The organism is Gilliamella sp. B3817, assembly GCF_026536705.1.
Taxonomy (GTDB): Bacteria; Pseudomonadota; Gammaproteobacteria; order Enterobacterales; family Orbaceae; genus Gilliamella; species Gilliamella apicola_I.
Genome location: NZ_JAFNNV010000008.1, coordinates 24825 through 39930, shown reverse-complemented (window position 1 = coordinate 39930; position 15106 = coordinate 24825). Strand labels below are relative to the sequence as shown.

The window sequence follows — 15106 nt, the reverse complement described above, 5'->3', positions numbered from 1 at the left end:
TTAGAATCACTATCAAAACAACATAAAATCACGATATTTATGACATATTCGTTATAATGCAAACATAAAAACAGGTTAATCACATTAGTTCACACTTTAAAATAACATAATGAATAATATTAATTTATTTTTAAGCGTTTTATCTAGGTTTTATACAATTCATTTTCTTCAATAAATTTTTCCTATCAAAATTATAGGTTAAGTAAGTTACAATTTATTAAAACATATGTAAACGGATTGTTATGAATAAGTAAGCAATGTGTAATTTGTACAAAATGAATTCAAATATTTCAATGAGAATTTTCCTAAGATTAAAAATATGATTAAAAAAGAAGATTTGATAAAAATGTTATTAATCATACCATTGACTAAAAATAATCATTCTCATCAATTAAATACATTTGATGACTAATTGATGAGAAAAATGTTATCTAGAAACTAATTTCTGTTCCAACAAAATAGCGACGTCCATCTAAGGTTTTACCAAAGTCTTCATTGTCAACATCTTTATCAAACAAGTTATAAATACCCGTGTAAATTTTTGCTTTCTTGTTGATTTGATACGCTGCTCCCATATCCCAGAACGTATATCCAGGATACGTGACATACCTACTTTGTTTACCCATTCGCTTATTGGCGTTTTCTTGTCCGTAGTATGCCATCTTAGCCCATAAGTCCCAATTATGACTGATGTACCAATCCAATTGCATATTAAATTTTTGTTTAGGTGTACGGTTTAATGCACGTCCTTTATTGATACCGGTTTTTTGTTCTGTCTTTGTCCATGAATAATTTGACGTCAACAAGAACTCATTAAACAATGGCGTTTTAAACGTTAATTCAACGCCTTTAAGATCGGCTTTATCGACATTTTCTCTGCCTTGAACAAAATCAAATTTTTCTTGGTAACCATTCACTTTACATTTACCTTTTCCAGCTGGTCCCTGACAAATGTAATAAGTTTGAATCTTATCTTTATATTTTGTATAAAACGCCGTGGCTGAAGCATCTATTCCATAATCATTAGTATAGCCCAGTCCAATTTCGATATTGTCTGATTTTTCAGGTTTTAAATTAGGATTTCCCAGTACCATTCCTTTATTACCCGTGCCGGAACCCCCTGTAACTTGTCCCCAATCAGCAACGACTTGCCGTAATTGTGGTGTTGCATAACCCGTTGAATAGCCGCCTTTGAGAGTGAAATTATCATCAATATTCCATACGCTATAAACTCTTGGATTCCAGTTGCTTCCATAATTTTCATCTTTGTTATAACGTAATCCAACAGTTAAATTCCAATTTTCTAATAAACTTATTTCATTTTCAGCAAATAGAGCATAATTCCAACGATCTATTTTAGTTAATGTCTTCTTCAATTGATTACCTTTATCGTGTAACTCTTGGTAATTATATTTTCCCCCTACTGTTAACATATTAATATTAAGCGGAATTGTTACACGGGTATCAAGATCGGTATTTCGAATTTTCATCTTTCTTTCCGGGTTATTATTACCTTCATAAGCAATAAATGAAGTTGTCGAAATATCACCAAACAGCCCAGTATGAGTTAAACTATACGTATTACGGCGATTATCACGAGGAAAATCGCCTCTATTCTTAGCTCGGGTATTACCCGCTGTTGCCTTACTTTTTTGAATTGAACGCCCCATATCTAAATCAAATCGTTGCGTATCTGTTGCATTTAAAGACAGCTTACCATTTAGACTTTGAAGTTTTTGTTGGGCATGACCATTCAAAAATTTATCTTCATTTCGTTTTGAATATTGACCATATAGTTGGATGCCAACTCTATCATCAATAATCGGTCCCATGACTGAAAAACTTCCTGTATAAGTGTTTTTTTCTTCAGAACGATAAGGAATTACAGATTCTAAACGTAATCCTGCATGCCATTTATCTGACACTTTTTTGGTAATAACATTAATTACCCCACCCATTGCATCAGAACCATACAGTGATGACATAGGACCACGGACTACCTCAATGCGTTCTATAGCCGTTAATGGTGGTAACCAACCTTGTTCAAATCCGGAACCGTCACTATTTGGTCGCGTTTCTCGGGTGCTGACTTTTTTACCATCAACTAAAATCATCGTATATTTGGCATCCATACCTCGAATGCTTATATCTGTTGAATCACCGCTACCGGTAATGGTGACACCAGGAATATCTTTTAACGCATCAGTGACATCACGATACGATTTTTGACTAATTTCTTCTGAGGTAATAACAGAAATGGTTGCAGGGGCTTCTTTGATTTGCTGTGCAAAACCCGAAGCGGTAACAACCATTGTATCAGTATCTGAACTATTCACAGCGGCTAGTGCTGTACTTGATAATAATAAAAAACCTGAATTAATGACATAATTTGTCAGTTTAAATTTTAGCTTAACGTTCATTTATTATAACCCCATTATTTATAATGATATTTTATAATTACCCATGAGTATGAACACTACATTAGATGATAATAATTATCAATATCTTTTATTAAATTATTTTTCGCTAGACAAGCAACTTACTTTAAATGATAATAATTATTATTTACATTTAATATAAAGGGTGTCTATGAACAGAAAGAAAAAATTGCTGCTAAGTAGCATTGCATTAATAGTTTTGGGGTTAACCGGTTGTCAATCACCGTCGAAAATGACTGTCACAAACAATAGTGAAACGATCATCGTACCTAAATCTCCGAAAAAAATTGTTGTCATGAATTATGGAGCATTAGATACATTAGATGCTTTAGGTAAAGGCTCAATAGTGACGGCAATCCCACAATCGGTCATTCCATCCTATTTGAATCAATTTAAAAGGGATGATGTGGTTGATACGGGTAATATGAAAGAACCCAATATAGATGCAATTAAACAAACTAATCCTGATCTTATTATTATTGATGGACGTCAAGCAAATAAAAAAGATGAGTTGTCAAAAATTGCCCCAGTGCTTAATTTAAGTGTTGATAGCAAACATTATTTTGAATCAACAAAAAATCATATCAATTTGTTAGCGAGCCTTACCGGAACCGAAAACACAGCAACTCAACTCATTGCTTCGCTCAATAACAAAATCAACCAAGCTCAAAGAATGACCTCAGCAAGCCCTAAAAAGGCCATTGTCGCTATTCACAACAATGGAAAAATGATTCTTATTAATAATAGCTCAAGTGCTGTGCTAATCCATGATGTGTTGAAAGTCAAAAGAGCGGTACCACTTTTAGCTAACCAGCTAGCTACAAATGGAGAACGCCCAGCACCTACTTTTGTTGACGATAAATATATTAAAACCGTTAAGCCAGATATTATTTTTGTCATTGACCGAAGTCATGCTATTGGTCAACAAGCCATGAAAGCCAACTATTTTGATACAAAAGTTCTCAATAAAAGTAAAACCACCGTTGTCTATTTGACACCTGATCTTTGGTACTTATCTGGTGGTGGAGCAGAAAGTTTAGACCGTCAAGTGTCTGAAGTGCTCAATGCTTTAAACGATTAACATTTTGTTTAAATTAATTCATACAGCCCAATTAAAAGGCTGTATGAGTTAGCATTCAACGGATTTATCACATTAAATCGACCTGCCCACAAGTATTCTTAGGTCACAAAATTTGAGAAGGTAATATTCATCTATTAAGTTGTGCTCGCATGATTTCAATCAAATATGGTAAATTTAACAGGTCAAAATCCCACTTTATACACTTGCCTGACGTTACCACTTAAAACCCATTTTCTGTTAATTAAGAATTTGAAAATCAGTATATTTACAATGCTTAAATGTGTTAAAATGCCGACATTTTAAATTAACAACAACTAATTAATCGATAAAATTTATTTTATTATCAATTTAATTCCTCTTTAAATATTAAGCATTATTATAAATATTATGAATATGTCATCCCCTACTATTGGATTTGTGAGCCTTGGTTGTCCCAAAAATTTGGTTGACTCAGAGCGAATTTTAACTGAATTACGAACACAAGGTTATCAAGTAGTACCAAGCTACGAAAATGCAGATTTAGTTATCGTCAATACTTGTGGCTTTATTGATAGCGCCGTACAAGAATCGTTAGAAGCCATTGGCGAAGCTTTAAATGAAAATGGCAAGGTCATTGTGACAGGCTGTTTAGGTGCAAAAGAAGATCAAATACGTAATGTACATCCTAAAGTACTTGAAATATCGGGCCCCCATAGCTACGAGGCAGTACTTACTCATGTCAATAAATATGCCCCTAAACCCGCATATAATCCCTTTACCAGTTTAGTACCACAGCAAGGTGTGAAATTAACGCCTAAGCATTATGCGTATTTAAAAATATCAGAAGGTTGTAATCATAACTGTACATTTTGCATTATTCCATCGCTACGTGGCGAAATGGTTAGCCGACCAATTGGTAATGTACTTGATGAAGCAAAGCGATTAGCTGATAGTGGCGTTAAAGAGTTACTCGTTATTGCTCAAGATACTTCAGCATATGGTATCGATATTAAAAATCGTACCAACTTTTGGAATGGTATGCCATTAAAAACTGATATTCAAACGTTATGCGAACAATTAGCAACGTTAGGCATTTGGGTAAGGCTCCATTACATGTATCCTTATCCAAGTGTTGATAATTTGATCCCGTTAATGGCGGATGGGAAAATTTTACCGTATCTGGATATACCACTTCAACATGCCAGTCCTTCGGTTTTAAAATCAATGAAACGCCCAGGCACCATTGATAGAACACTTGAACGAATTCATAAATGGCGAGAAATCTGTCCAGATATTACTTTACGTTCAACGTTTATTGTTGGTTATCCAGGGGAAACAGACCAAGATTTCGAATTATTACTCGATTTTTTAAACAAAGCTAAGCTTGATCGTGTGGGATGTTTTCCTTATAGCCCGATTGAAGGTGCAGCAGCCAATCAGCTCGCAAATCAAATTCCGGAAGAAATTAAACAAGAACGTTTTCATCGTTTTATGCAATTACAACAGACAATTTCTACCCAAAAATTACAAAATAAAATTGGCAAAACCTTATCGGTTATTATTGATGAAGTGGATGAAGAAGGCGCTATTGGACGCAGTATGGCTGATGCACCAGAAATTGATGGCGTTGTCTATTTAAATGAAGAAAAAAATGTTCACGTTGGTGATATTGTTCAAGTTGAAGTTGAACATTCCGATGAATATGATTTATGGGGAACTGTTAAACAGTAAACACATCTAATGAAACAACATTATCGAAACGAAATCAAAAAACTTATTGCCCTTTCGGTACCCGTACTGATAGCACAAATATCGCAAACAGCGATTACCTTCGTCGATACCATTATGGCTGGTAACTACAGTAACACAGCATTATCAGGGGTTGCCATTGCAGTCTCAATTTGGTTACCAACCATATTATTTGGACAGGGTTTACTTAGTGTCTTAACACCGATTATTTCCAATTTAAATGGGGCTGCTAAACGTCATCAAGTTGCTGATCACACTCGACAAGGAGTCGTTATTGCCTTGTTCTTATCAGTGATAATGATGTTCATTTTATACCATTCAGATAAACTGATTAGTTTAAGAAGTTCAGTTGAACATCCTATCGATCCTGAAATGGTTGAAGTTGCCGTTTCTTTTTTACGTGCCATTATGTGGGGTGTTCCCGCGTTCTTATTATTCTTAGTTTACCGAAATCAGTGTGAAGGGTTATCCAATACCAAACCAGCCATGGTGATCATCTTTATTGCATTACTTGCCAACATTCCCATTAATTATGTATTAATTTATGGAAAATTAGGTTTGCCTGCTTTCGGTGGAGTTGGATGTGGCATTACCGCAGCGATTATATTTTGGCTAATGTTTTTTTTAATTCGCCTTTATACGTTAACCACCACTAGCCAACGTGATATTCGTATAACACCTTTCACAAAACTTATTGATTGGTCTATTATTAAAAAAGTTATCCTGTTAGGCACGCCTCTGGCATTGGCTTATTTTTTCGAAATGAGTTTATTTGCCGTCATAGCATTACTGATTGCCCCATTGGGTAAAATTACAGTTGCGGCACATCAAATCATATTTACGATTAGCAGTTTAACATTTGCCATTCCGCTTTCACTCGGTGTTGCTACTAGCATTCGTGTTGGTTATTTGTTAGGTCAAAAAAAGCTATCTCTTGCCAAACATACCGCATATATAAGTTTAGCTATTTCGTTGGCTATAGCAATTATTGTCGCATTAATTTTGGTTGTCTTTCGAACACCAATCATTGCATTATTTACTAAAGAAGTTGCTGTCATTACGATATGTATGCACCTAATTATTTTATTAGCAATCTATCAGGCTTCTGATTATTTGCAAGTTGTAGCCAGCAATGTGCTTCGTGGTTATAAGGATACGCAAAGCATCTTCTTTATTACATTGCTTTCTTATTGGGTAGTAGGATTACCTGTAGGTTATATCTTAGGTTTAACCGATCTGATTATAGCGCCAATTGGAGCTGCCGGTTTTTGGATTGGCATTATTTTAGGTCTGGCAGTCGCCGCTATTTTATTAATAGCCAGAATGATCTATATCCAAAAACAGCCTGAAGCAATAATATTAAATCGATCATCAAAATAACGATTTATTGGCTAGTAAGCCACTTCTCATCTTAATATTTAACACTTATCAAATTAACCGATAAGTGTTAAATCATTGATAGCCTTTACTCCATAACAACTATTCAATACAGTTAACCATTTTTTAACTCAAACAGCTATTTTATTCCTTCGTTTAAGGCTGTTAAACGCCTTTTATTAGGTACATAAATGATAGAAAAATCATTTAGTTCAATTCAAATTGAATCAAACACAAAATGACGATATAAATTGATTAAATAATAATTCACTATATAATCACGTGCCTTGTAGATAAATTTAATATAGTGTAATAATGTTGTGAAGCTCTCTAAAAAAATTTTGTTTTCTCATTGTATTTGTCTTAGCCTTGCAGTCTTAGTCGTGTATTTATTAGGATATCCGAAAAGAATAGATCGTATATTGCTTACTTATTTTTCATTAATTTTCCTAGGCAGATTCACCATTTTTCGATTTTTTTTTGGTCTATCATTTGTTATAGCTGCTCTTTACTTTCCCATTGCTTATTATTACGGCCCTCCTAATGTAGCAGTAATAAGTGCTTTGTTTGAAACAGACATGGACGAAGTAAATGAATTCTGTTCGCAAATATCTACTTATCTATTTTTGATTACCTTTTTACTAATAATCGCTTTTGTTCTTATATTTATCAAACTGCCATTTCCTACTGTTCACAATTATTACCTGATTATTTTTACATTGATTTTATTGTGCTATAAACCGATTAAAGCGTATATTAAGTTTATCCCGACCCCTTCTCATTCACTGTCTGAAGAGCTAATGGATAATGTGAAATATCCTTTTTTTGAATTTTATAAAGCGCTTTTTACCAGTGGAAAAATTTATTGTTCCGAGAAAGAAGCACAACTTAAACAAATTGAACAACAAAATACGATTCCTATTTTATCGGTTAATCCAGACCACAAAAATTACCTTATTATTATTGGTGAAAGTGTCCGTAAAGATTATATGAATGCCTATGGATTTAGTTATGACAATACGCCTTTTGCCACGCAACATGCAAATGTGATATGGGATGGTTTAATCGCACCCGCTTCGAATACGCAAGCATCTGTCCCTCATTTGATTAGCCAAGCTATTTATTCGGACGATAAAATAGTGAATGCTCAGTTAAATAATAATATTGTTAGTATTGCTAACGATGCAGGATTTGAAACTTATTGGCTTTCTAATCAAGGCAAACTCGGAAAAATTGAGATTACCGTACCTCGGATTGCCGCTTATGCAAACTATAACTTTTACACCAAAAAAGGGGAATACAATGGTAAGTCATCACACGGAAAACATGATACTTTACTATTACCAGAATTAGATAAAATATTATCAGATAAACAGGCTAAGCCAAGACTGATCGTCATGCACCTTATGGGATCTCATTCCAATTTTTGTCGTCGATTACAATTTGATATTCAATTCAATCTATATAACGAAAATATCTCTTGTTATGTCAGCAGTATAAAAGAAACGGACGACCTGATTAAATCAACAATTGATATACTAAAAAAACATAATGAAAATTATTCGCTTGTCTATTTTGCCGATCATGGTCTCACCCACTTGGATCAATATCAAGATTTAAGACATAACTGGGAATACCAAAATAGCTACGAAGTACCTTTTATTTTCTTTGATTCGAAAAGTACAACACAACAAAAAATTGAGAAAAAAATCTCAGGTTATCAGCTTGTTTACTTGTTAAGTAAATGGATGGGTATCACCTTAGATGTTTCACATGAATATATGCAAAACAAGTTGACAGATATACCACACCAAACAAAAATTAAAATTAAAGATTGGAAAAATGAGTTATATCCTTATGAGAAATTAAAAAAAGATCCGAATCCTTTTTTTATCAAATAAAATCATAATATCTTAAGATAGATACCAAAAAAAACGCCATTATCTAAATGGTAATGGCGCTTTAAACAGGAATTACAATTATTTCAATAAATCATTGGCTTTTGCAATCACATTTTCAACTGTAAAACCAAATTTTTCAAATAACTGTTCTGCAGGTGCTGATTCGCCAAAACTTGTCATACCAACAATTTTGCCATTTAGCCCCACATATTTATACCAGTAATCACTAATTCCGGCTTCAATCGCAATACGCGCAGTGACTGAAGAAGGTAATACTGACTCTTTATAAGCGCAGTCTTGTTTATCAAATGCATCGGTTGAAGGCATTGAAACAACCCGTACATTTTTCCCCGCTTTTGTTAATTGATGATAGGCTTCTACTGCTAATTCGACTTCTGAACCCGTCGCAATTAAGATCAACTCTGGCGTTCCTGCACAATCATTTAAAATGTAACCGCCACGATAAACATTGGCTAATTGTTCAGCTGTTCGTGGTTGTTGTTTAAGATTCTGCCTTGAGAAGATCAATGCTGTTGGACCATCTTTACGTTCAATGGCATATTGCCATGCTATGGCTGATTCAACTTGGTCACATGGACGCCAAGTACTGACATTTGGTGTTACCCGTAAACTTGCCATTTGTTCAACAGGTTGATGTGTTGGTCCATCTTCACCTAATCCGATTGAGTCATGGGTATAAACAAACAGTGAACGAATCTTCATTAAGGCAGCCATGCGTACCGCATTTCGTGCATATTCCATAAACATTAAGAATGTTGCCCCATAAGGAATAAAGCCGCCATGAAGTGCAATACCATTCATAATAGCTGACATCCCAAACTCACGTACACCATAGTGAATATAGTTACCATCCGGATTGGCTAAAATTTCTTTTGAGCCTGACCACATTGTTAAGTTACTTGGAGCAAGGTCAGCCGAGCCACCAAGAAACTCAGATAATACTGGTGCAAAAGCTTCAATTGCATTTTGTGATGCTTTACGTGTCGCTATCGTTGCTGGGTTTGCTTGCAATTTATTGACAAAATCGGTAGCCACTTGTTGCCAATTTTCTGGTAAATCGCCCTGCATTCGTCGTTTAAATTCGCTTGCAAGTTCTGGATATGCTTTGGCATAAGCTTCAAAGCGAGTGTTCCACTCATCTTCAATTTGTTTGCCTTTGGTTTTCGCATCCCACGCTTCATAATAAGCTTTCGGAATGTCAAACGGCGGATAATTCCACCCAAGTGCTTGACGGGTTGCTTCAATTTCAGCATCTCCCAGTGGTGCACCGTGACTGTCATGACTGCCCGCTTTATTTGGTGATCCAAAACCTATAACTGTTTTACACATCAGTAAAGAAGGTTTATCGGTCACAGCTTGTGCTTGTTCAATCGCTTGAGCAATGGCATTTGCATCATGACCATCAATACCGCGAATAACATGCCATCCATAAGCTTCAAAGCGTTTCGCGGTATCATCAGTAAACCAACCTTCTATTTCGCCATCGATTGAAATACCATTTTCATCATAAAATGCAATGAGTTTTCCTAATTTCAGTGTTCCAGCCAATGAGCAAGCTTCGTGTGAAATCCCTTCCATCATACAACCATCACCCATGAATACATAGGTAAAATGGTCGACTATAGTATGACCTGGTTTATTAAATTGTGCAGATAAAGTTCTTTCTGCAATTGCCATACCAACTGCATTAGCAATGCCCTGTCCTAAAGGTCCGGTTGTGGTTTCAACGCCCGGAACATGACCATATTCTGGATGCCCTGCTGTGATTGAATGCAACTGACGGAAATTTTTCAAGTCATCAATGCTAACTTTATAACCGGTAAGATGTAGTAAACTATAAATTAGCATCGAAGCATGACCATTTGATAATACAAAACGGTCTCGATCTGCCCAAGTTGGATTGTTCGGGTTATGTTTTAAAAATCCACGCCAAAGTACTTCCGCCATATCAGCCATACCCATAGGCGCACCCGGATGACCTGATTTTGCTTTTTGTACACCATCCATGCTTAATGCCCTTATCGCATTCGCAAGCTCGCGGTGAGATAGCGTCGTTGCATTCATGTTTTAATCTCCAAAATATATTTTAAGTTATTCAAATTCATTTTTTCTGTATTTTTGAAACAGATTTATATTATTAACTTTATAAAAAAAGTGAAAGGGGAATGGTGATTCCCCCTTTATTATAGAAGTGTTGCAATCATCTCTTCTAATTTACCTTGATCCACCGCAAAGGCACGAATTCCTTCTGCCAATTTTTCGACAGCCATGGCATCGCTATTATGTTGCCATCTAAATTCAGACTCGGTAATCGGTGCAGGTCGTTCAACGACAGTTTGATTTGGATACAGTTTTTGTTCAACAGGCGCTGTTGAATGTTGCATTTCAGCCAATAAATTTGGCGCAATCGTTAATCGGTCACAACCGGCTAATGCTAAAATTTGTTCAACTTTACGGAAGCTTGCCCCCATAACTATCGTTTTATAACCATGTTGTTTATAGTAATTATAAATATTACGTACTGATACCACACCTGGATCTTGATCGGCAATATAAGGTTCAATTGGTTTTTTAGCTTGATACCAGTCATAAATACGACCAACAAAAGGCGAAATGAGAAACACATTGACTTCAGCACAAGCACGTGCCTGTGCAAATGAAAATAGTAACGTTAAATTACAATTAATGCCCTCTTTTTCAAGAACTTCGGCAGCTTTAATCCCTTCCCATGTTGAAGCAATTTTAATCAAAATTCGTGATTTATCGATACCTTTTTGTTGATAGAGTTCTATAATTCGGCGGGCTTTTTCGATACAAGCTTGTTTATCAAAAGATAAACGAGCATCCACTTCTGTCGAAATTCGTCCGGGTACAATTTTCAAAATTTCCGCACCAATATTGACAGCAACTTGGTCACAAGCATTAACTAATTGTTGTTCTTTGCTACCACCTAATTTTTTTGCAGTTTCAACTGCAGAATCAATCAGATAACGATATTGAGGAAGTTGAGCGGCTTTTAATACAAGAGAAGGATTCGTGGTTGCATCTTCTGGTGAAAACTGTTTAATTGAATCGATATCACCTGTATCGGCAACAACGACGGTTAATTTTTTAAATTCATCTAATTGACTCATATACTTCTATATCCTCTACAGCTTCAATTTTCTAAAAGATTATAATAGCATTTATCTAGTGATAAAACGACTTAGCGACTCGTTATTTTAACGTTTTTATACATTTAACAATAACCTGAAATAGATAACAAAAAAGCAAAATTTTCACACAGTTGTGATAGCAATTATAGCTTGTTTATCTCTACTATCAGTTTGTTATTTTTACATTATAAATTGATTTTTTAATGTGACCTAAATCACGAAATTCACTTTATCAATATGAAAAATATCTCGATAAAAAATCAATCTAGTATTTTTCAGCTAATCGTTAACGCTATATTGACCAGCCCTAAAACAAAAATGCATGATATTAAATATTGACTAAATCCATGCATAAATCGTTTTATTCGCAAAATTACAACCAGCACAGTTATCACATTTTTTCGACTGACAAAAATCGGGTTGTTCTACAACGATGAGTTGCATCACTTTTTTCTTTACCCAAAAGTTTAGTATCGGCATAAGGGCACTTTCAGGCAATCTAAAATGACGTGCTATATCTTGCAATTCCACGCGCCCTTTTAATTGTACATAATCACGAATCGAGGTCATTAACATTTTCTATATTAGTCTTATAGGTTTTACCTACTTTGTTCTCCAGAGAATCAAATGATAAAAGTAAATCAATCACAACAAGATGATTTTCTTTATTTTTTATGATTGAATATATTATTTTTCTTGAATGAATCATTCCCCACTTTGCGCAGAATAAACATCATCAATGTTATCAATAGTCCACAAGCGAACAACCAATAACTTGCAGTATTTGAATAGGCAAGTTGTGTAAATTGATAATAGATTGTCGCCACCAACCAAGCAATTGTGAATGTCCATACTGCAACAAAAATCATCCAACGCCACCCTGCTTCACGATAAATAGTCCCTAATACTGCTGTACATGGTGTATAAAGTAAGATGAATATTAAATAAGCTATTACGGCTGACGAAGACGTAAATGATGTCTTAATTTTAGAAATAGCAGTGGAATTGATCGCTAAATCAGTTTGTAAAGTATCGATATCATCATTTAATGATGACAATCCAAGAGGGTCAGTAATCGTTTCAGACAAAGCAAATAAATTATCTGGAATAGTGGCAAAAGCCGATTTAATGTCTTCAAACCAATCCGATTGCTCATCATCTTCTGGTTGACTATCCATAGAATAAAGTGAATTTAACGTCGCAATGATGGACTCTTTTGCAAAAATTCCCGTAAAAATGCCCACTGTTGCTGGCCAATTTTTGTTATCGATCCCCATGGGTTGAAAAACAGGTGTAATTTTTTGGCTTATGACTGATAATACCGATTGATTAGTATTTTCATGTCCAAAGGTATTATCTGTTCCCCAAGAGTTGAGTAAGCTTAAAATCGTCACCATAATTACAATCGCTTTTCCGGCTTTGAATATAAAACTTTTCAAGCGTTGCCAAGTTAAGCGTAAAATGCTACGAAGGGTTGGAATTCGATAAACTGGCATCTCCATAATAAAAGGGGTCAACTCACCTTTTAATAACGTGTTTTTTAAAATCATCCCCGACAGGACTGCGACACCAATACCAAGCAGATATAACATAAATACAACGAAAGAAGCATGAAGCGGGAAAAATATAACCGCAAATAATGCATAAACCGGTAATCTTGCCCCACAAGACATAAAAGGGATCATGCAGATAGCCATTATACGATCTCGAGAACTTTCTAATGTACGCGTGCCCATAATTGCTGGTACACCACAGCCAAAGCCCATTAACATAGGCACGAAAGCTTTACCCGGTAAACCGATAAAACGTAAAACCCGATCAACCACCATTGCCGCACGCGCCAAGTAACCGGAATCCTCTAAAAAAGATAAAGCAAAAAACATCGCGGCAATGACAGGAATAAACGTTGAAACAGTTTGAATCCCATTGCCTATGCCATCAGACAATATGACACGAACCCAATCGGGCGCATGAATGAATTGTAATAAATTTGCTGTTCCATTGACAAAAATTGCTCCAAAAAATTTTTCAAAAAAATCGATAAATACCGAACCAAAATTGATAGCGACCATAAACATGGCATACATCACAATTAAAAAAAATGGTATCCCTGTAAAGCGTCCAAGCGTAATTTTATCGAACTTTTCTGAAATATCGGGACTTAATTCCCGAGGTTTAGCAATAACCTTTTTACACACTTGATCAATCGTTTCATATCTGGCACTTGCTAGCGCAACATCAATTTCATTATCACACCATGCCGAAAGGAGTTGTCGACAAATTTCAAGTTTTTCTAATTCAAGTGAATTAAACTGATCTGTGTTGTGTCCTAATAAGGCTTCAATTAATTGCCAGCGATTAAGTTGATGAACACGACTTTCTTCTGGTAACTCACTAATATAACGAGTCAACAGTTTTTGCTGAGAGTGTCCTAACGTGTCTATAGAAGGTTGAGCTTTTTGCTTGTTGAGAGCCCTATTTTCAATTGCTTGATAAAATAAATTAATACCTAATTTTTTGGTTGATGAAATAGGTACTACAGGACAGCCCAGTAAAACGGATAATCGTTGGTAATCGATTTTTTCGCCCATATTCTTAACCGTATCAATCATATTGAGTACAACAATCATCGGTACTTGTAGATCAATCAATTGAAATGTTAGATATAAGCTTCGCTGTAAATTGCTGGCATCAATAACATTAATAATGACATTATTTTTTTCTGTCAGAATAAATTCACGCGTTATCCATTCATCTTGCGACATTGAAACCGCATCAGACTCAATAGAGTAAGTCCCCGGTAGATCTACGACCTCGTATTGGTGATGGTGATAAGAAAATAAACCTAATTTTTGTTCAACTGTCACGCCAGGCCAATTACCGACTCGCTGTTTTAATCCTGTCAGTAAATTGAACAGTGTTGTTTTGCCACAATTTGGATTTCCAACCAGTGCTATTTTCACTCATTTATCTCCGTTACTTCAATGGTTGCTGCTTCACGATGCCTTAAACAAAGAAAAAATCCACGTATTTTAATCTGAAGTGGGTCTCCCAAAGGAGCCACACGAACAATCGAAATTTTACAGCCTGGTGTTAATCCCATTGCCAGTAACTTTCTACGAAAAGGTAAGGATTCAGGTAATAGACGAGAGATAACCGCCTCATTTCCTAAAGGGAGGTGATTTAATGTTAATACTGACATTAATGTTCCTGTGAATTATGCTAGCACGTTTTATTCTGCTTATTTTAAAAAATATTCACCTATAAAAATAGTTTTAAAATGCGAATAATTCGCAATATTAATATTTAATATTTAAAAAAATAGAAAAGTAACTTTAAAAAATAAAATTTATGTCAAAAATAAGGATTAATATGTTTTTTTCAAGTGTTTTGCTCTGAAAAACA

The 15106-nt window shown here is 35.1% G+C and carries 10 protein-coding genes; 4 read left to right on the top strand and 6 right to left on the bottom strand.

What is annotated here, in order from left to right:
* Positions 1-431: 431 nt before the first annotated feature.
* Positions 432-2420, bottom strand: a complete 1989-nt coding sequence (locus J3U36_RS09315; RefSeq protein WP_267380066.1) for a TonB-dependent receptor domain-containing protein — start codon at positions 2418-2420, stop codon at positions 432-434.
* Positions 2421-2589: 169 nt separating this feature from the next.
* Here J3U36_RS09315 and J3U36_RS09310 point away from each other — a divergent pair, with 169 nt between their 5' ends.
* From J3U36_RS09310 to J3U36_RS09295, 4 genes are all read left to right on the top strand, one after another.
* Positions 2590-3519 (top strand): siderophore ABC transporter substrate-binding protein, encoded by a 930-nt coding sequence (locus J3U36_RS09310; RefSeq protein ID WP_267380068.1) that lies wholly within the window; start codon positions 2590-2592, stop codon positions 3517-3519.
* A 393-nt stretch (positions 3520-3912) separates the two neighbouring features.
* The gene (rimO, locus tag J3U36_RS09305) at positions 3913-5229 is read left to right on the top strand and encodes a 30S ribosomal protein S12 methylthiotransferase RimO (RefSeq protein WP_267381805.1); all 1317 of its coding nucleotides are present in this window, start codon (positions 3913-3915) and stop codon (positions 5227-5229) included.
* Between the two features lie 9 nt (positions 5230-5238).
* Positions 5239-6627: an MATE family efflux transporter gene (locus tag J3U36_RS09300; protein WP_267360631.1), complete on the top strand. Its 1389-nt coding sequence runs from the start codon at positions 5239-5241 to the stop codon at positions 6625-6627.
* 797 nt (positions 6628-7424) lie between these two features.
* Positions 7425-8525, top strand: coding sequence for a phosphoethanolamine transferase (locus tag J3U36_RS09295; RefSeq protein ID WP_267380074.1), 1101 nt, complete (start codon positions 7425-7427; stop codon positions 8523-8525).
* Positions 8526-8603: 78 nt separating this feature from the next.
* On the opposite strand, the gene tkt is transcribed toward J3U36_RS09295, so the two are convergent.
* From tkt to J3U36_RS09270, 5 genes are all read right to left on the bottom strand, one after another.
* A complete protein-coding gene (gene tkt, locus J3U36_RS09290; protein WP_267360627.1) occupies positions 8604-10610 on the bottom strand; it encodes a transketolase in 2007 nt (668 codons plus the stop codon).
* Positions 10611-10729: 119 nt separating this feature from the next.
* A complete protein-coding gene (tal, locus tag J3U36_RS09285; protein WP_267349642.1) occupies positions 10730-11680 on the bottom strand; it encodes a transaldolase in 951 nt (316 codons plus the stop codon).
* A 360-nt stretch (positions 11681-12040) separates the two neighbouring features.
* A complete protein-coding gene (locus J3U36_RS09280) occupies positions 12041-12271 on the bottom strand; it encodes a FeoC-like transcriptional regulator (RefSeq protein ID WP_267349643.1) in 231 nt (76 codons plus the stop codon).
* A 95-nt stretch (positions 12272-12366) separates the two neighbouring features.
* Positions 12367-14664, bottom strand: a complete 2298-nt coding sequence (gene feoB, locus J3U36_RS09275) for a Fe(2+) transporter permease subunit FeoB (RefSeq protein ID WP_267380077.1) — start codon at positions 14662-14664, stop codon at positions 12367-12369.
* Positions 14661-14903, bottom strand: coding sequence for a FeoA family protein (locus tag J3U36_RS09270; RefSeq protein ID WP_267349646.1), 243 nt, complete (start codon positions 14901-14903; stop codon positions 14661-14663). The genes feoB and J3U36_RS09270 overlap by 4 nt, the downstream gene beginning before the upstream one ends.
* Positions 14904-15106 lie beyond the last annotated feature (203 nt).

What these genes read in the sequence shown, in the direction of transcription:
- J3U36_RS09295 (WP_267380074.1), top strand. Translation starts at nt 7,425, where the DNA reads ATGGATAATGTGAAATATCCTTTTTTTGAATTTTATAAAGCGCTTTTT.
- J3U36_RS09270 (WP_267349646.1), bottom strand. Translation starts at nt 14,903, where the DNA reads ATGTCAGTATTAACATTAAATCACCTCCCTTTAGGAAATGAGGCGGTT.
- J3U36_RS09280 (WP_267349643.1), bottom strand. Translation starts at nt 12,271, where the DNA reads ATGACCTCGATTCGTGATTATGTACAATTAAAAGGGCGCGTGGAATTG.
- rimO (WP_267381805.1), top strand. Translation starts at nt 3,913, where the DNA reads ATGTCATCCCCTACTATTGGATTTGTGAGCCTTGGTTGTCCCAAAAAT.
- J3U36_RS09310 (WP_267380068.1), top strand. Translation starts at nt 2,590, where the DNA reads ATGAACAGAAAGAAAAAATTGCTGCTAAGTAGCATTGCATTAATAGTT.
- tal (WP_267349642.1), bottom strand. Translation starts at nt 11,680, where the DNA reads ATGAGTCAATTAGATGAATTTAAAAAATTAACCGTCGTTGTTGCCGAT.
- J3U36_RS09300 (WP_267360631.1), top strand. Translation starts at nt 5,239, where the DNA reads ATGAAACAACATTATCGAAACGAAATCAAAAAACTTATTGCCCTTTCG.
- J3U36_RS09315 (WP_267380066.1), bottom strand. Translation starts at nt 2,420, where the DNA reads ATGAACGTTAAGCTAAAATTTAAACTGACAAATTATGTCATTAATTCA.
- tkt (WP_267360627.1), bottom strand. Translation starts at nt 10,610, where the DNA reads ATGAATGCAACGACGCTATCTCACCGCGAGCTTGCGAATGCGATAAGG.